This window comes from Streptomyces sp. NPDC002276, from assembly GCF_053891435.1.
On record NZ_JBSFCQ010000001.1, the window covers coordinates 234624 to 251899 of the forward strand.

At 70.4% G+C, this 17276-nt stretch carries 11 protein-coding genes and 1 pseudogene; 6 read left to right on the top strand and 6 right to left on the bottom strand.

Translation table 11 applies throughout. The annotated features are described in order from the left end of the window. Positions 1 to 1971 (bottom strand): N-acetylmuramoyl-L-alanine amidase, encoded by a 1971-nt coding sequence (locus ACWIHT_RS01120; RefSeq protein ID WP_456163067.1) that lies wholly within the window; start codon positions 1969 to 1971, stop codon positions 1 to 3. 262 nt (positions 1972 to 2233) lie between these two features. After that, positions 2234 to 3376: an aminoglycoside phosphotransferase family protein gene (locus ACWIHT_RS01125; protein WP_456163069.1), complete on the bottom strand. Its 1143-nt coding sequence runs from the start codon at positions 3374 to 3376 to the stop codon at positions 2234 to 2236. Between the two features lie 242 nt (positions 3377 to 3618). Here ACWIHT_RS01125 and ACWIHT_RS01130 point away from each other — a divergent pair, with 242 nt between their 5' ends. Then, complete coding sequence (locus tag ACWIHT_RS01130) at positions 3619 to 5127, top strand: DNA-binding protein NsdB (RefSeq protein WP_456163071.1); 1509 nt, start codon at positions 3619 to 3621, stop codon at positions 5125 to 5127. A gap of 14 nt (positions 5128 to 5141) precedes the next feature. Here the strand turns inward: ACWIHT_RS01130 and ACWIHT_RS01135 are convergent, their stop codons facing one another. Beyond that, on the bottom strand, positions 5142 to 6569 hold the full coding sequence (locus ACWIHT_RS01135) for a PP2C family protein-serine/threonine phosphatase (protein WP_456163073.1): 1428 nt from the start codon (positions 6567 to 6569) through the stop codon (positions 5142 to 5144). A 538-nt stretch (positions 6570 to 7107) separates the two neighbouring features. Here ACWIHT_RS01135 and ACWIHT_RS01140 point away from each other — a divergent pair. Together ACWIHT_RS01140 and murJ are read left to right on the top strand one after the other, a co-directional pair. After that, positions 7108 to 9387 (top strand): M4 family metallopeptidase, encoded by a 2280-nt coding sequence (locus tag ACWIHT_RS01140; RefSeq protein WP_456163075.1) that lies wholly within the window; start codon positions 7108 to 7110, stop codon positions 9385 to 9387. A 99-nt stretch (positions 9388 to 9486) separates the two neighbouring features. After that, positions 9487 to 11166, top strand: coding sequence for a murein biosynthesis integral membrane protein MurJ (gene murJ / locus ACWIHT_RS01145; protein ID WP_456163077.1), 1680 nt, complete (start codon positions 9487 to 9489; stop codon positions 11164 to 11166). Between the two features lie 105 nt (positions 11167 to 11271). Here the strand turns inward: murJ and ACWIHT_RS01150 are convergent. Together ACWIHT_RS01150 and ACWIHT_RS01155 are read right to left on the bottom strand one after the other, a co-directional pair. Further along, positions 11272 to 11583, bottom strand: a pseudogene (locus tag ACWIHT_RS01150) (SDR family NAD(P)-dependent oxidoreductase); the annotation flags it as partial. 49 nt (positions 11584 to 11632) lie between these two features. Continuing rightward, a complete protein-coding gene (locus ACWIHT_RS01155) occupies positions 11633 to 12520 on the bottom strand; it encodes an SDR family NAD(P)-dependent oxidoreductase (protein WP_456163079.1) in 888 nt (295 codons plus the stop codon). 71 nt (positions 12521 to 12591) lie between these two features. On the opposite strand from ACWIHT_RS01155, the gene ACWIHT_RS01160 reads away from it, so the two are divergent. From ACWIHT_RS01160 to ACWIHT_RS01170, 3 genes are all read left to right on the top strand, one after another. After that, the gene (locus ACWIHT_RS01160) at positions 12592 to 13524 is read left to right on the top strand and encodes a LysR family transcriptional regulator (RefSeq protein ID WP_456163081.1); all 933 of its coding nucleotides are present in this window, start codon (positions 12592 to 12594) and stop codon (positions 13522 to 13524) included. 110 nt (positions 13525 to 13634) lie between these two features. Beyond that, positions 13635 to 14048 carry an SsgA family sporulation/cell division regulator gene (locus ACWIHT_RS01165; protein WP_200714768.1) on the top strand — a complete coding sequence of 138 codons (414 nt, stop codon included), beginning with the start codon at positions 13635 to 13637 and terminating at the stop codon, positions 14046 to 14048. 139 nt (positions 14049 to 14187) lie between these two features. Then, the gene (locus ACWIHT_RS01170) at positions 14188 to 16218 is read left to right on the top strand and encodes a phosphocholine-specific phospholipase C (protein ID WP_456163084.1); all 2031 of its coding nucleotides are present in this window, start codon (positions 14188 to 14190) and stop codon (positions 16216 to 16218) included. On the opposite strand, the gene ACWIHT_RS01175 is transcribed toward ACWIHT_RS01170, so the two are convergent. Further along, positions 16208 to 17233, bottom strand: coding sequence for a Gfo/Idh/MocA family protein (locus tag ACWIHT_RS01175; protein WP_456163086.1), 1026 nt, complete (start codon positions 17231 to 17233; stop codon positions 16208 to 16210). The two genes, ACWIHT_RS01170 and ACWIHT_RS01175, sit on opposite strands and share 11 nt — an antisense overlap. Between the last annotated feature and the right edge of the window lie 43 nt (positions 17234 to 17276).

Consider the following 17276-nt stretch of genomic DNA (forward strand, 5'->3'; position numbering starts at 1 on the left):
CTACCGGCCCGACCGCGCGACCGTCACATCGGCGGCCCGGACGAACTCCACCCGGTGGCCGTACTGGATCTCGTAGTAGAGATCCTTTCCTACGACGACCTTGTGCGAGTCGGTGGTGAAGGTGACCGCGTAGTAGTACTCACCGGGCACCTTGCCGCCGACCACGTACTTCTGGCCCTTGAGCAGGGTGTACGGCAGCGGGGACACCGCCTGGACGGGCACTCCCGCCGGATAGGCCGAGGCCTCCGGGTAGGCGCGGCCGTACACGGGGACGCTGTCCAGACCGTCCTTCGGCGTGATCACCCAGCCCGCCGCAGCCACCGCTGTCGGGTGCTTCTTCGGGTTCTTGAACCAGGCCTCCTGGCCCAGGTACCAGATCGCGGTCCAGTCGCCGGAACGGTCCGCCACCGCGTACTGCTGACCGGTGGACACCCGCGAGGAGAGGTCGTTGACTCCGGTCGTCGGGGTCGTCCCGAGGCCGATGTCCTTGATCAGGGGGTAGGTCTCGCTGGGTCCGGAGTACAGCCGGACCTCGCTCGAACCGTGCACCGCGCACGGCTGGCCCGCGGTGACGCAGCCCGTGTACACCGGCTGGTTGGTGGTGTAGTCGGGGCGGATCGTCACCAGGCCGCCGTTCTTCTTGGCGGTCTGCTGGAAGGGGTGGCCCAGCAGGGCGAAGTAGTGCGCCCAGTCCCAGTACGGGCCCGGGTCCGTGTGCATCCCGGGGACGGTGGAGGTGGTCGGCCCGGGCACGTTGTCGTGACCGAGGATGTGCTGCCGGTCCAGCGGGATGCCGTACTTCTTCGTCAGGTACTTCACCAGACGGGCCGACGAGCGGTACATCGCCTCCGTGTACCAGGAGTCCGGCGCGGCGAGGAAGCCCTCGTGCTCGATGCCGATCGACTTGGCGTTGATGTACCAGTTGCCCGCGTGCCAGGCCACGTCCTTGGCCTTCACATGCTGGGCGATCAGACCGTCACTGGAGCGGATCGTGTAGTTCCACGACACATAGGTGGGGTCCTGGACCAGGTTCAGGACACCCTCCCACTGGCCTTCGGTGTCATGGATGACGATGTACTTGATGCCCTGCGACGCGGGCCGGTCGCCCAGGTCGTGGTTGCCGTAGTCGTTGTCCCCGAACTGGGAGTACGGCGCCGGGATCCACTCGCAGGACACCTTCTTCGGGCACTCCGTGCCGTCGGCCGAGACGGTGCGCAGTCCGGTCTCCGCCAACTGCGCGGTGTCGGGGGCGAGTTCGGGCTGCGCGGCCAGGACTACCTGCTGCCCGGCGTCCGTGGTGCGCTGCTCGCCGGTGTGGATGACGTCGTAGACATCGTTGGCATAGGCGGCGGCCGTCGCCGTGTCGTCCGCGCCCGAGAAGCGCGCGATCGCGCCGTACCACTCGGCGGGGTCCGCGCTCAGCGGCTCGCCCAGGCCCTTCTGCGCGTCGGCCAGCAGCGCGGCGCCTCCCGCCACATTCGCGGCCTCGTCGCCGCGCAGGTCGGCGGCCGGAAGCCCGGTCAGTTCGGCCGCCTTCGTCAACGTCCTCAGCCGGGCCGGGAGTTGGGAGTTCGCCGGGAGCTGCGCGGTGGGATGCAGGGCCGGGCGGGCGCTGTCGCCGCGGGCGTCCTCGGTGCCTTCGCTCAGGTGCTCCGTGGCGGCGAGAGCGGTGCGCGCGTCCGTGAGGTGCATCGGGCCGTAGCCGCCGGTCACGCTCGGCGCTCCGCCGTGGGTGTCCCAGCGGGACTGGAGGTAGGAGACGGCCAGCAGCACCGTCTGCGGCACGTGGTACTCGGCGGACGCCGACGCGAACGCCCGCTGGAGGGTGGAGGCGGCGGACCCGCTGGTGTTCTCCGCGGGGGCCGCGCCCAGCAGGGGCAGCAGCAGGGCGGCGGTGGCGAGCGCGCCGACGGTTCTCCGCGCGCGTCTGTGCCCGGGAGTGCGGGTGGGGTCGGTCGAGGATCCTCGCAATGCAGCCTCCTGGGACGGTGGGGGTGTGACGATCCGTTCGGGGCCGGGCGTGCGTCAGTGGTACCGGCTGGCCGACGATCCGTCAATCATGCCCAGAGGGAGGTGATTTCCCTTGTCACCAGGGGATACGAGGAGTTTCGTGGCGGCGGCTCCCGGGCCTGCGAGGCGTCAGTGGACTACACCAATGGTGGAGTCATGGGGAGGGGAAGCACGAAGGTCCGCGGTGCGCCGATGCAGGGCGCACCGCGGACCTTCGCCCCCGTCAGCGAGTGCCGACCGCCGCACGCACGGCCCGGCGGGCCAACTGGCAGTCGTCGTGCAGCCGCCGCAGCAGCAGCCGTTGTTCCTCGCCGGACGGTGCGGCACCCGGGTGGGCAGCTCCCGGTGCCGTCGGGGTCGTGTCGTGCATCGAACGCTGCACGGCCATCTCGTAGGTACGGATCTCCCGGGTCAGCACCAGCATCAGGTTCACCAGGAACGCGTCCCGCGACGCCGGTCCCGCCGACTGCGCGATCTGGCTGATCTGCCGCCGGGCCACCGGCGCGTCGCCGAGGACCGCCCACAGCGTGGCGAGGTCGTAGCCCGGCAGGTACCAGCCCGCGTGCTCCCAGTCCACCAGCACTGGACCGGCCGGTGAGAGCAGGATGTTGGACAGCAGGGCGTCACCGTGGCAGAACTGGCCCATGCCTTGCCGACCGGCCGAGTGCGCGATGCCGTGCAACAGCTTCTGAAGGTCTCCCATGTCCCGGTCGGTGAGCAGCCCCAGCTCGTGAAAGCGCGAGATCCGGGCCGCGTAGTCCAGCGGGGCGTCGAAGGTGCCCGCCGGGGGGCGCCACGCGTTGAGCCGGCAGATCGCGCCGAGTGCCGCCCTGATGTCCGCCCGCGGCGGGGCCTCCGCCGGGTGCCGGTGCAGCGCGGCCACCCGGCCCGGCATCCGCTCGATGACGAGCGTGCAGTTGTCCGGGTCCGCCGCGATCAGCCGCGGCACCCGCACCGGGGGGCGGTGCCGGACGAACGAGCGGTATGCCGCTATCTCGTGCCGGATCCGCTCGGCCCACGCGGGGGAGTGGTCCAGTAAACACTTCGCTACGGCCGTGCTGCGTCCGGTCGTTCCGACCAGGAGCACGGAGCGCCCGTTGCGGCGTAGCACCTGCACCGGAGCGAACTCCGGGCAGATCCGGTGCACCGACGCGATCGCCGTACGCAGCTGGGCGCCCTGAGGGCCGGACAAGTCGAGTCTCCCGCTGAGCGGTTGAGTGCCGAGCCCCGGAACGCGCCGCGGCCTGCCCGCACCGAGCACGGGGCCGGCCGCCGGGCGCGCCGGGTCGAGGTAGGGGCCGCCGGCGCCCGGGCGGGGGTGCAGCGACCGGGGCGGGGCGGACACGGAGGACGATGCTGTGTACATGGGAGAGACAGATCCCTTCGTGTGCCTGCAGTGCCTGTCCAAGCAAGCGCGCTCCCGGCCCGGTTCCGTGGGTGCACCCTGGGGAGTGTTCCTCGGTGACCGGGTCGGGGTGGCGCGTTCCTACCTGACACCGGATGCGCACTGGCACACCATCTGGCGAACCCTGGCGAACCCTGGCGAATAGTCGCCCGGCACAGCGCACCGGGCTATGTTCAAGTCAGCCGAGAACCTGGGGGCTTGACGTGAACGGACAACCCAACTCCCGTCTCTCGGACCTGTTCGGCCTGGCCGGCTGGTCCAAGGGCGAACTCGCGCGGCTGGTCAACCGGCAGGCGGCGGCCATGGGCCACCCCCAGCTCTCGACCGACACCTCGCGGGTACGGCGTTGGATCGACATGGGAGAGATCCCGCGCGATCCGGTGCCGCGGGTGCTGGCGGCTCTGTTCACCGAGCGTCTCGGCCGTGTCGTGACCATCGAGGACCTCGGTCTGGTCCGGCACGGGCGTACGGGGAAACGGCCCGACGACGGGAGTGTGGAACATCCCGACGGTGTGCCGTGGGCGCCCGAACGGACTGCTGCGGTCCTCACCGAATTCACGGGAATGGACCTCATGCTCAACCGACGCGGCTTGGTGGGCGCGGGCGCCGCGCTCGCCGCAGGCTCCGCACTCAGCAGCGCCATGTACACATGGCTGCACTCCGATCCGACTCTTTCCGCCGACGCTCCCCGGTTCGACGATCCCCTGCACGCCGACCCCGCTGGGTTCGACCGCTATGAGGCCGCCCCCATCGGGTCGCAGGAGATCGAGGAACTGGAGGAGTCCGTCCAGGTGTTCCGAGCCTGGGACGCGGCCCGCGGCGGCGGGCTCCAGCGCAAGGCCGTGGTGGGACAGCTCAACGAGGTGGGCGGCATGCTCGCCTACCGGCACCCCGCCGATCTACAGCGTCGTCTGTGGGGCGTCGCCGCCAATCTCGCCGTGCTCGCGGGCTGGATGTCGCACGACGTCGGTCTGGAGCCCACGGCCCAGAAGTACTTCGTCATCGCCGCCCACGCGGCCCGTGAGGGCGGCGACCGGCCCCGTGCGGGGGAGGCGCTCTCCCGGGCGGCTCGCCAGATGGTGCACCTCGGCCGGCCCGACGACGCGCTCGATCTCATGAAACTCGCCAAGACCGGTTCCGGCGACCAAGTACTGCCCCGTACCCGGGCGATGCTCTACACCATCGAGGCCTGGGCACAGGCATCGATGGGCAAGGGCCAGGCCATGCGCCGCACCCTCGGCCAGGCGGAGGATCTCTTCGTCTCCGACCGCGGCGACGTACCGCCCCCCAGCTGGATGCAGACGTTCAAGGAGGAGGACCTCTACGGCATGCAGGCCCTGGCCTACCGCACACTGGCCGAGCACGAGCCGGGAGCGGCCGTGCACGCCCAGTACTTCGCGGAGAAGGCGCTGGCGCTGCGGGTCGACGGACGGCAGCGGTCGAAGATCTTCGACTTCCTGTCGATGGCCTCCGCCTGCTTCATCGCGGACGACCCCGAACAGGCCGACAGGTACGCGCGGTTGGCCCTGGCGTCGATGGGATCGAACTCCTCCCACCGCACCTGGGACCGGCTGCGCGAGATGTACCGGCTCACCGCCCAGTACTCCAACTACCCGAAGATCCACCAACTGCGGGAGGAGATCAAGCTCGCGCTGCCGAAGACACCGCCGAGGAGCGCGAGGACCAGGTACGGCAACAGCGCCCAGGCGTAGGTGATCTGGATGCCCTAGCCGATCCTGGCGACCAGCACGCAGGCGTCGTCCTCGCGCGCGGAGTCGCCGAACTCCTCCACGACCGTCCGTACGCAGTCCTGTGCGGTGCGCGCCCCGCCGAACCGCGGGGCCAGGTCGAGGAGTTGGTCGACGGCTGCCGCTCCGCTGTGTCCGGGCACCAGTCCGTCCGTGTGCAGCACGAGCACGTCGCCCGCTTCTAGGATCTCCTCGGCCTGTCCGTAGGAAGCTCCCGAGGTGGCGCCGAGCAGGACGCCGTCCGGTGCGCTCAGCACGCGCCCCGTCCCGCCGCGGAACAGCAGCGGGGCGGGGTGTCCTGCCTGCGCCCAGGTCAGGGTGCGGGTCTCGGGCCGGTACCGGCAGCACACCGCGCTGCCCAGGGCCGGTTGCACGGTGGCGTCCAGTAACTGGTTGAGCCAGGACATCAGTTGGCCGGGCTCGGTGCCCGCCATCGCCATCCCGCGCAGGGCACCGAGCAGCATCGCCATGCCCGAGGTGACGGCCACACCGTGTCCGGTGAGGTCGCCGACGCTCAACAGGGTGGCACCGTCGGAGAGTTGGAGCGCGTCGTACCAGTCGCCGCCGATCAGCGCGTTCGTCGAGGAGGGCAGATAACGGGCGGCCAGGTCCAGCGTCTCCGGGCCCTGGTGCGGGAGCCGCAGGGTGCCGCGCCACGGCGGCAGCACGGCCTCCTGCAACTCGACCGCGAGCCGGCGCTCGGTCTGCGCGTGGTGCCGGTGGCGCTGTAGCGAGTCACGGGTCTCGCTCACCGTCCGCTGGCTGCGCCGCAGTTCGCTGACGTCCCGCAGTACGGCCCACATCGAGGCGGTGCCACCGTCGGCGTCGAGCACGGGCTCGCCCATCATGTGCACGGTCCGTACGCCGCCGTCGGGCCGTACGACGCGGAACTCGCCGTCGATGGGTTTGGCGTCGACCAGGCAGTCCGTGACCATCGCGGTCAGACTCGGCCGGTCCTCGTCCAGGACCAGGGACGGCAGTTCGTCGAGGGTGAGCGGGGGAGCTGCCGGATCACGGCCGAGGATCTGGTACAGCTCCCCGGACCAACTCACCGCGTCCGTCAGCAGGTTCCACTCGGCACTGCCGACCCGGCTGAGCAGCGAGTCGGATCGGGGCGCCTCCGGTACGGCGGTTGGCGCGAGCGGTGCCTCGACGGCCGTCGGTACGGGCGGCGGGCCGTCCCGCAACTGGGCCAAGTGCTCGTCGACGTCGTTGAGTTGATGCAGGGCCAGATCGCACAGGGCCCGCTGCCACCGCTCCCGGGGATCCGAACCGTCGTGCTGGGCGTCCCGCCGTACGGCGTCCACGTCGCCCATGAGCCGCCGGGCCTGCGATATCAGCGCGTCGACCGAGCCGCGCGCGGGCGGCTGGGCGGCTGGGCGGTCCGCAGAGAGATGGGACGGCATGACGCACTCCGATGCGGGGACGGTTCGACCAAGGCGGATGGAGGGACCGGTTACGACTGTCGCACAGCCCGCGACGCCCTGTAAGGGATTTGGCAACACCCGATCCGGTGGTGCTTCTGGCATATGCCAGCGTCTTCACGGGCGTGATGTGCCGTGCTCGTGGCGCAGCTGTCCCGGTGGGGCAAGTCGTAGACGCCGTACGCGAGTTGAGGGATTGGATACCCCCTCGGGTCGACATTCAACCAGCTGTTCTACGGCCTGGTGTTCGCATGTGGCGCCGACGCCCGGCGTGAGGCCGAAAAGTGTTGCTCAGGTGAGTGATCCGCAGTGCGGAACAGTCATTTTTGGCCGTTGCTTTGTTATAGCCATGACAATTCTGTGGGTGTGATGCCACTCTGCTGTGCACCACGCTCACCGAGCGTTCACTTGCTCCTCACTCTTCCTCCTCACACCCGCGCGCCGCCGGACGGCCGTACCCCGGCCCGACCCGCTCTCCAGGACTCCACCGAGTCCGACCACCCCACATAAGGAGAACGCCTTGACCCGGCATGACCGTTATTCGCACCACCCCAGATACACCGCCGCCCTCGTGCTCACCGCGGTCGGCACCCTGCTGGCCGCCGGTATGCAGACCGGCGCCGCCTCCGCCGTTCCCGGCGGCCGCCCCACCCCCGCGAAGATCCTGGCCGCCCCAAGGGCCGGAGCGGCCCCGGCCGCGCTGTCCCCGGCGAAGCACGCCGCCCTCCTCAAGAGCGCGGGCGCGGCGGTGCGGAACACGGCGAAGACCCTTGGCCTCGGGGCCAAGGAGAAGCTCGTCGTCAAGGACGTCACCCAGGACGCCGACGGCACCACCCACACCCGCTACGAGCGGACGTACGACGGACTGCCCGTCCTCGGCGGCGACCTGGTCGTCCACGCGAAGAGTGGCCGCCTCACGGTGACGAAGGCCGCGAAGGCCGACCTGAAGCTGGCGGACATCACCCCGAACGTGACGTCGGCGACGGTGAAGGCCAAGGCGCTGGTGGCCGCGGCCAAGAAGGGCGGCGAGGAGGCCAAGCTCGACGGCGCCCCGCGACTCGTCGTCTGGGCCGCCGGAGCCAAGCCCGTCCTCGCCTGGGAAGCGGTCGTCGGCGGCTTCCAGGACGACGGGACCCCCAGCGAACTCCACGTGATCACCGACGCGGACTCGGGCAAGGCCGTCTTCCAGTACCAGGGCATCGAAACGGGCACTGGCACCGGCCAGTTCAACGGAACCGTCCCGCTCAGCACCACGCTCGACCCGGCGACCTCGACCTACCAGCTCGTCGACGGCGACCGCGCCGGACACAAGACCTACGACCTGAACCAGGGCACCTCCGGCACCGGCACACTGTTTACGGATGACAACGATGTCTGGGGTGACGGCACCGCGACCAACCGTCAGACCGCGGGCGTGGACGTCGCGTTCGGCGCCGCGGCCACCTGGGACTACTACAAGGACGTTTTCGGCCGCAACGGCATACGCAACGACGGCGTGGCCGCCTACAGCCGGGCCCACTACGGCAACAGCTACGTCAACGCCTTCTGGTCCGACACCTGCTTCTGCATGACCTACGGCGACGGCTCGGGCAACACCCACCCGCTGACCGCGCTGGACGTGGCCGCGCACGAGATGACCCACGGCGTGACTGCGGCGACTGCCGGCCTCACCTACTCCGGTGAGTCGGGCGGCCTCAACGAGGCGACTTCCGACATCTTCGCCGCCGCCGTCGAGTTCCACGAGAACCTGCCCGCCGACGTCCCCGACTACCTCGTCGGCGAGAAGATCGACATCAACGGCAACGGCACACCGCTGCGGTACATGGACAAGCCCTCCAAGGACGGTTCGTCCCGCGACTACTGGAGCTCGACGCTCGGCAGCGTCGACGTCCACTACTCCTCGGGCCCGGCGAACCACCTCTTCTACCTGCTGTCCGAGGGCAGCGGCGCGAAGACCGTCAACGGCGTCTCCTACGACAGCCCGACCTACGACGGCGTGCCCGTCGCCGGCATCGGCATCGACAACGCCCAGAAGGTCTGGTATCGGGCGCTCACCACGTACATGACCTCGTCCACCAACTACGCCGGCGCCCGCACCGCGACGCTCCAGGCGGCGGCGGACCTCTTCGGCGCGTACAGCCCGACGTACCTCGCCGTGGCCGACGCGTGGGCTGCGATCAACGTCGGCAGCCGGATCGCGCTCGGCGTCAACCTGGCCCCGATCTCCGCCCAGATCAGCGGAGTCGGACAGTCCGTGTCCCTCCAGGCAAGCGCGTACACCACCAACTCCGGTGCGGGGCTGACCTATTCGGCCACGGGACTGCCGGACGGACTCTCCATCGACAGCACCGGTCTGATCTCCGGTATCCCGACTACCCTCGGCAGCAGTGACGTCACGGTGACCGTCACCGACGACACGGGCGCGTCCGCCACCACCTCCTTCACCTGGCGGGTGGCGAACATCTACGCCAGCAGCACCCGGGTGGACATCCCCGACAACGCCGCCGCCGTGGAGTCCCCGATCACGGTCACCGGCCGCGACGGCAACGCCTCGGCCACCACCCAGGTCTACGTCAAGATCGTCCATACCTACCGGGGCGACCTGACCGTCGACCTCGTCGGCCCGAACGGTACGGTCTACTCCCTGCTGAACCGGGCCGGCGGCTCCGCCGACAACGTCGACCAGACCTTCACCGTCGACGCCTCCGCCCAACCGGTCAACGGCACCTGGAAGTTGCGGGTCCAGGACCACGCGGCGATCGACGTCGGCTACATCGAGCAGTGGCAGCTGACCCCCTGATGCACCGCCCGTGTGACTGACCGTCCATGACGGTCCCGGCCGCGCCCGCACCAGGTGGGCGCGGCCGGAGCCGTCACCCGTGCGTCGTAGATTGTGTCCATGATCGAGGAGACAGCGCCCGAGCGGTTACAGCGCTCGGGCACCCGACGCAGGCATGCCGCGCGGAAGCAGACGGAGGGCGGGGGCGGACTGCTGCGTTCGTCCGCGCTGATGGCGGCGGGAACCCTGGTCTCGCGCGCAACAGGCCTGATACGCCAGGTACTTCAGGCCGCGGCCTTGGGCACCGGACTGCTGGCCACCACCTACAACCAGGCCAACACGGTGCCGACGAGCCTGTACTTCCTGTTGATCGGCGGTGCCCTGAACTCCGTCCTGGTACCCCAGTTGGTCCGGGCCAGGACCGAACACCCCGACGGCGGGGCGGCGTTCGAGCAGCGACTGGTCACCCTCGTGCTGTGCGTCCTGGGCGTCGGCACCGCGCTGGCCACCTGGGCCGCCCCCGAGATCATCAGCGTCTACCAGCACGACACCCCCGCCACGCACGACGCGTTCCGCCTGACCGTCGTCTTCGCCCGGTGCCTGCTTCCGCAGATCTTCCTCTACGGCGTCTTCAGCATCTTCGGCCAAGTCCTCAACGCCCGGAACCGGTTCGGCGCGATGATGTGGACCCCGGTCCTCAACAACATCGTCCTGATTGCCATGTTCGGCCTCTACCTGGGCCTGCTGACCGTGCCGGAACAGGTGTCGGACATCACGGGCGCCCAGGTCCGGCTGCTCGGCATCGGCACCACACTCGCCCTCGCCGTCCAGGCACTCGCCCTGATTCCCTATGCGATGGCGGCCGGGTTCCGGTTCAGACCGCGCTTCGACTGGCGCGGCACCGGGCTCCGCAAAAGCGTCAACGCGGCCCGCTGGACACTGCTGTTCGTGCTGACCAACCTGGCGGCGAGCACGGTGGTGACCCGTCTGGCCTCCGCCGCCGACGCGGCCCGGCCCCGCGACGGCGTCGGCTACACCGCCTACAGCTACGCCCAGCAGATCTGGATGCTGCCCCAGTCGATCGTCACCGTCTCCCTGGTGACCGCGCTGCTCCCGCGCATGAGCCGGGCGGCGACCGAGCACCGCCTCGACGACCTGCGCGCCGATCTGTCCCGTGCCCTGCGGGTCAGCGGTGTCGTCATCGTCCCCGCCGCCTTCTTCTTCCTCGCCTTCGGCCCGCAGACGGCCCAACTCCTCTTCGCCCACGGCTCCGCCGACGCCACGGCCACCGTCCCGTTGGGCCACATGCTTCAGGCCTTCGGCCTCGGACTGATCCCCTTCTCCGCCCAATACCTCCTGCTGCGCGGCTTCTACGCCTTCGAGGACACCCGAACGCCGTTCCGGATGGCCGTGTTGATCTCGGGCGTCAACATCGCGCTGGCCGTGGCCTGCCACTTCCTGCTGCCCGCGCGCTGGGCGGTCACCGGAATGGCCGGCGCCTACGCCGTGTCGTACGGGATCGGTCTGCTGCTGACCGCGCTGCGCCTGCGGCGCCGTACGGCGGGACTGCTCGACGGGCGGCGGATCTGTCGCACCTACGCGAAACTGACCGTGGCCGCCACCGCCGCCGGAGGTGCCGGGTGGCTCCTCGCCCGGGTCTGCAACCAGGGCCTGGTTGCGGGCAGTTGGGCACCGGCGCTCTCGCTGGCGGCGGGCGGTACGGCGATGGCCGTGCTGTTCCTGCTCCTGGCCCGGCTGCTGCGGATAGGGGAGTTGCGGAGCCTGCCCGGACTGGGGTGAGCGTCGGGCACCGGCCTGCGTGGACTGACGATGTCGGTCTCGTTGCAGTCGACGAAGTAGCGACCGCCGACGCCCTCCAGCAGGGGTGAGGTGGCGAGGAGCGCGGACGTGCAACGGGCCCTGCCAGGCGGCGGCGAAGGCCGTGACGGAGGCGAGGTCCGTCAGGTCGAGCCGCTCCACGTGAACGCCCTCGTTGCCGGTCGTCGCGGTGATGTCCTTGGCCACCCGCTCGCCCGTCGCCAAGTCCCTTACGGCGAGGGTTACTTCGGCTCCCGTGGCGGCCAGCGCGCGGGCCGTCTCCGCGCCGATGCCGGAGGAGCCGCCGGTGACCACGGCACGGCGGCCGGTCAGATCGATCCCGTCCACGACGTCATCGGCGGTGCCGGCGAAGCCCAAGGGGGTGGTGAGGGCAGCCATGCGTGAACTCCTTGCTGTGCGGCGCTGGTTGTGCCGTGCTGCGCCGTGATCAGGGGGTGAGCTTCAGGTCCTGCTCGACCAGCGGTTTGCCGGAGTGCCAGTCCAGGGCGGCGCCGAAGCGCACCAACTCGCCGTAGTGCGTGGGATCGACGTGTTCCGTGAAGACGAGGTCGAGCACGGCGTTCGCGGCCTCGGCGGGGGACTTGGCCTGGCTGAAGTCGTCGAACCAGGGGCGGGAGGTGGCCGTGTCGACCATGCCGGGGCACACGGACGCGACCAGGGTGTCGCTCGCGAGGTCGTCCTGGCGGCGTTCCGCGGCGACCGCGCGGACGGCGGCGACCTGGGCCACCTTCGAGGGCACGTTCAGCCAGAGCGGCCAGCCCGCCTCGGCCGTGGTGCGGTGGTGGACGGCGCTGCGCCAGGACTCGACGGCGTACTCGACCTGGTCCAGGCTCGCGCCGTCGAACAGGTCGTGCAGCGCGAGGTCGAGATGGCCGAGGGTGCCGAGGCTGCTGGCGACGACGAGGAACCGGCCGCCGGGGCGCAGGATCGGGCCGAAGGAGCGCAGCATCGCGTGGGTGGCGGTGTTGGAGACGTCGATGAACTCGTCGGCGCGCTCGGACTGCGACTCCCCGGGGAGCATCCGGGCCACGGCGTTGGAGATCACGATGTCGACGCCGCCGTAGCGCTGCCGGAGGTCGTCGGCGAGGTGGGCGATGGCGTCGGTGTCGGTGACGTCGAGGACCCGGCCCTCCACCCGGCCGCGCGTGCCGGGCAGGCTCGCGACCTCGCGGGCCGCGTTGGTGACCCGGCGCTCGTCGCGGCCGGTGAGCAGGACGGTGTCGTCGGGGCCCATGCGGGCCGCCAGTCCCTCGACTAGGGCGCGGCCGAGTCCCTGGTTGGCGCCCGTGACGAGGGCGATGCGTGGAGCGTTCATGGCTCCACGGTAGGAACGATCACCTCCATGCGTCCAACGAAAGTTGCGCACCACTAGTATGCGTAATCGTCATGGACTTCACGGATGTGTCACTCACCGCCCTGCGCGTCTTCCGCGCGGTCGCCGAGCAGGGGACCTTCACAGCCGCCGCCGTATCGCTGGGATACACCCAGTCGGCGGTGTCCCGGCAGATCGCCGCGCTCGAACGGGTCGCGGGCGCGGAACTCCTGGAACGGCGACGCGACGGCGTACGGCTGACCCCGGCCGGTCGCATCGTCATGCGCAGGGCGACGGTCGTGCTCGACGAGATCGACACCGCCGCCCGCGAACTGTCCGGGCTGCCCACCGAGGGCGCGACCGTCCGGCTGGGCTGGCTGCCCAGCGCCGGAGCGGCCCTGCTGCCCCGCGTCCTGCTCGCCCTGCGTCGCAGCGACCCGGACCTGAACGTGGTCAGCCGGGAGGGCGGCACCCCGGCCCTGGTGCGTGCCCTGCGGGCCGGCAGCCTCGATCTGGCGCTGCTCGCGTCGGCGCCCCCGTTCCGGCCGCCGGACACCGAATCGCCCCCGCTGGTCCTGCGCACCCTCGCCGAGCGCCCGCTGTACCTCGCGGTGCCCGCCACCCATCCGCTGGCCCGCGCCGAGTTCGTCGACGTGGCCGATCTGCGCGGGCAGCGCTGGATCGCCGGGTCCTCCTCCGGCGAGGACCGCCTCATGGGCGTATGGCCCGGCCTCGACGAACGGCCCGAGATCGCCCACACCGCCCGAGACTGGCTGGCCAAGCTCCAACTCGTCGCGGCGGGCTGCGGGTTGACGACCGTGTCCGCGTCCCTGGCTCCTGCCGTTCCGCCGGGCGTACGCGTCCTGCCGGTGCGCGGCGGACCCCAGGAGCAGCGCCGTCTCCTGCTGGCCCGGCTACCGGGGACGCCCACCGAGGCGGTCACCCGGGTGGCGGCTGCCTTGCGTGCCGCCGCGCTCGACGGAGGGAGCGATTCCTCGACTGTGTGACGCAGGTCACATGAATTCATTCGGGGTTCCGCGTAATGCGAACGGCACCTACGAGGTCGTACAGGCACACGGCAATCCGGCCGACCTCTCACCCGTAGCGGAGACCGACCATGGACATCACCCTCGAACAGCCCACCCGAGCCCGGCTGATCACCGCCGACGACACCGAGATCCCCGTGTCGGCCACGCTCCGCTATCTCGCCTCGGACCCACTGGCCGTGCACCTCGACTTCCCACCCGAGGTGTCCCTCGACGGTGACACGGTCACCTGGACCTTCGCCCGGGCGCTGCTGGAGGAGGGGCTGCGGCGGCCGGCCGGCAGCGGGGACGTGCACCTGTGGCCGTGCGGCCTGGCCCGTACGGTCCTGGAGTTCCACTCGCCGTTCGGACTCGCCCTGCTCCACTTCCACACCCCGGCGCTGCGCCGCTTCCTGCTGCGGACGTACGACGTGGTGGCCACCGGGCAGGAGGACATGGACGCGGTCGTCGACCGGGGGCTGAGCGCCCTGTTCGGAAGTGTCTGAGGGCAATTCGACGCCAGGGCAGCGGCTTTGACTTTTGTTCACCTCCATCTCACCGTCCGGGTATGGACCTTGGCGATCACCCCGTGCACCCTTGCGCGCGGTGTGCCGCTCGGGCACGCCTGTGACGAGGGCGGAGCGCATGACACCGATCAGCCGAAGAGGCTTCGTGGGGCTCGGTGCGACCGTGGCGGCGGGCATGGCGACGGGCACCGGCGTACGACCCGCGATCGCCGCGCAGCAGACGCAGGCGGCGACCGGAACGATCTCGGACGTGAAACACGTGGTGATCCTCATGCAGGAGAACCGCAGCTTCGACCACTACTTCGGGCGCCTCAAGGGAGTTCGCGGCTTCGACGACCGCAGCGGCATCACCCTGAGCGGCGGCTACCCGGTCTTCAACCAGCCCAATGGCAGCGGCCGTCAGTACCCGTGGAAGCTCAGTGCCACCCCGGCCGCGGGCGGCAAGGACGGCGAGACCCTCGCCCAGTGCAACGGCGACCTCCCGCACTCCTGGTCCTCACAGCACTCCGCGTGGAACAAGGGCCGCCTCGACAACTGGGTCTCCGGCGTCGGCAACGTCCGCTCGCTCGGCTACCTCGACCGCGCCGACATCCCCTTCCACTACGCGCTCGCCGACAACTACACGATCTGCGACGCCTACTTCTGCTCCACCCTCAGCGCGACCGGCCCCAACCGCACCTACCTGTGGAGCGGCAAGGTCGACTCCTCCAGCTACGACGGCGGTGACGAGTCCGGCCTGACCTGGCAGAACTACGCCGAGGCACTCCAGAACGCCGGAGTGACCTGGAAGGTCTACCAGAACGCGGCCGACAACTACGGCGACAACGCCTGCGCCTACTTCAAGAACTTCGCCAACTCCAAGGCAGGCAGCCCCCTTTACGACCGAGGCATGTCCTCCGTCCCGGCCGCCACCGGCTCGACCCCCGACGACATCGCCGCCGCCATCAAGGCCGACGTCCTCGCGGGCACCCTCCCGCAGGTCTCCTGGGTCGTCCCCAACCAGGCCTTCTCCGAGCACCCCTACGCCCCGCCCGGCGACGGCGCGCACTTCATCGGCCTCGTCTACCAGGCCCTCGCCGCCGACCCGGACGTCCTCGACTCGACCGTCCTGTTCCTCAACTACGACGAGAACGACGGCTACTTCGACCACGTCCCGCCACCGGCCCCGCCCGCCGGCACGGACGGCGAGTTCCTCAACGGCGTCCCGTACGGCTTCGGCTTCCGTGTCCCGATGATCGTCATCTCGCCCTGGACACGCGGCGGTTGGGTCTCCTCGGAGGTCTTCGAGCACACCTCGGTCCTGCGCTTCCTGGAGACCTGGACCACGTCCCTCGGCAAGCCTGCCGCCTGCCCCAACATCAGCACCTGGCGCCGCAAGGTCAGCGGCGACCTGACCGGCGTCTTCGACTTCGCCAACCCGGTCCACGGCGTGGTGTCCCTGCCCGCGACCAGCGTCATCGGGCTCTCCACCTGCGGTCCGCTGCCCAACCCGGTGCCGACGAACAACGCCCTGCCCACGCAGGAGACCGGCACCCGGCCCGCCCGCGCGCTGCCCTACCAGCCCAACGGGTACCTCGACCACCTGGAGTTCGGGTCGAGCGGCAAGATCCTCGCCTGGTTCGCCATGGCCAACCAGGGCGGCGCCGCCAAGAGCGCCGCCCATCTCTCCATCCACCCCAACGCCTACCGCGACACCACGCCGTGGCAGTACACGATCGACCCGGGCGGCACCGCCTCCGACTACTTCAACATCGGTACGGGCTACGGCAGCGGCAAGTACGACCTCTCCATGGTCGGCCCCAACCGCTTCCTGCGCCGCTTCCAGGGCGACGCCACGAAGGCGGGCAAGTCCGTTGAGGTGAGCACCCGTTACGCGGTCGAGTCGGGCACCGGCAAGCTCGCGATCTACTTCAAGATGACCAACTCGGGCTCCGCGCCGGTGAAGTTCACCATCACCTCCAACCACTACCGCACCGACGGGCCGTGGACGTACACGGTCGCCGCAGGTGCGTCCACGGAGGACTTCTTCAACGCCGTTGCGAACCAAGGCGGTTGGTACGACTTCACGGTCACCGTCGACTCCGACGCGACCTGGTCGCGCCGGTTCACCGGACACCTGGAGTCTGGCGCGGCCAGCGTCAGCGGCTGACGTCGGCGTACAACTCCGGGCGCGGGGCGAGCTCCACGGCCACCCGGCCGCCGCTCTCCAGCGCCCGGACCCCGGCCTCGGCGACCACGGAGGACGCGTAGCCGTCCCAGACGCTCGGGCCGGTGACCCGGCCCTGCCGGGTGGCGTCCACCCAGGACTGCACCTCACGGTCGTAGGCGTCCGCGAACCGCACGAGATAGTCCAGCGGTACGTCTTCGTGCGCGCTGCTGTGCGTGGTGACGACCATCGTGTGGTCCTCGCCGATCCGGGCGCTGCCCGCCTCGCACACGGCCTCGCAGCGCACCTGGTAGCCGAAGCCGGAGTTGACGAAGACCTCGACGTCGACCAGGGCGCCCCCGTCGGTCTCGAAGAGCACGAGCTGCGGGTCGATCAGCCCCTCCGGGGCGTTCGCCGACGAGCGCGGGCTGAGCACCGTCACCGCCGTGAGTTCCTGACCGAGCAGCCAGCGGGCCGCGTCGATCTCGTGCGAGACGGAGCTGTCGATGAGCATCGCCGAGGTGAAGTAGGGCGGCGAGGACACATTGCGGTGGGTGCAGTGCAGCATCAGCGGGCGCCCCAACTGGCCAGTGTCCAGCAGGGACTTGAGACGCTGATACTCCGCGTCGTAGCGCCGCATGAACCCGATCTGCGCCAGCCGCCGCCCGAGTCGCGCCTCCGCCTCCACCACCCGGAGCGCTCCGGTGGAGTCGGGAACCATGGGCTTCTCGCACAGCACCGGCAGCCCGCGCGCGAAGGCCGCGAGCAGCGCCTCCTCGTGTGCGGGACCCGGCGAGGCGATGAGCACGGCCTCGACCCCGGGGGCGTCGAGCGCGGCCACGGCGTCCTCGTGCACCGTGACCGCGTCCAGACCGGCCGCCGCCTCCTTGGCACGTTCGGTGTCCGGGTCGGCCACCGCGGCCACCCTCGCTCCGCTCACCACCTGGTCGAGGCGTCGTATGTGGTCGGCTCCCATGTGTCCCGCACCCAGTACGGCCACGCCCAGCAGGTCACCCACGTGTGCTCTCCCTCTACGTCGACGATCACGCCGTAGCGTACGC

Excerpts from the sequence above, each read along its gene's own strand:
- ACWIHT_RS01155 (WP_456163079.1), bottom strand. The coding sequence starts at position 12,520 with ATGAACGCTCCACGCATCGCCCTCGTCACGGGCGCCAACCAGGGACTC.
- ACWIHT_RS01160 (WP_456163081.1), top strand. The coding sequence starts at position 12,592 with ATGGACTTCACGGATGTGTCACTCACCGCCCTGCGCGTCTTCCGCGCG.
- ACWIHT_RS01165 (WP_200714768.1), top strand. The coding sequence starts at position 13,635 with ATGGACATCACCCTCGAACAGCCCACCCGAGCCCGGCTGATCACCGCC.
- ACWIHT_RS01125 (WP_456163069.1), bottom strand. The coding sequence starts at position 3,376 with ATGTACACAGCATCGTCCTCCGTGTCCGCCCCGCCCCGGTCGCTGCAC.
- ACWIHT_RS01135 (WP_456163073.1), bottom strand. The coding sequence starts at position 6,569 with ATGCCGTCCCATCTCTCTGCGGACCGCCCAGCCGCCCAGCCGCCCGCG.
- murJ (WP_456163077.1), top strand. The coding sequence starts at position 9,487 with ATGATCGAGGAGACAGCGCCCGAGCGGTTACAGCGCTCGGGCACCCGA.
- ACWIHT_RS01170 (WP_456163084.1), top strand. The coding sequence starts at position 14,188 with ATGACACCGATCAGCCGAAGAGGCTTCGTGGGGCTCGGTGCGACCGTG.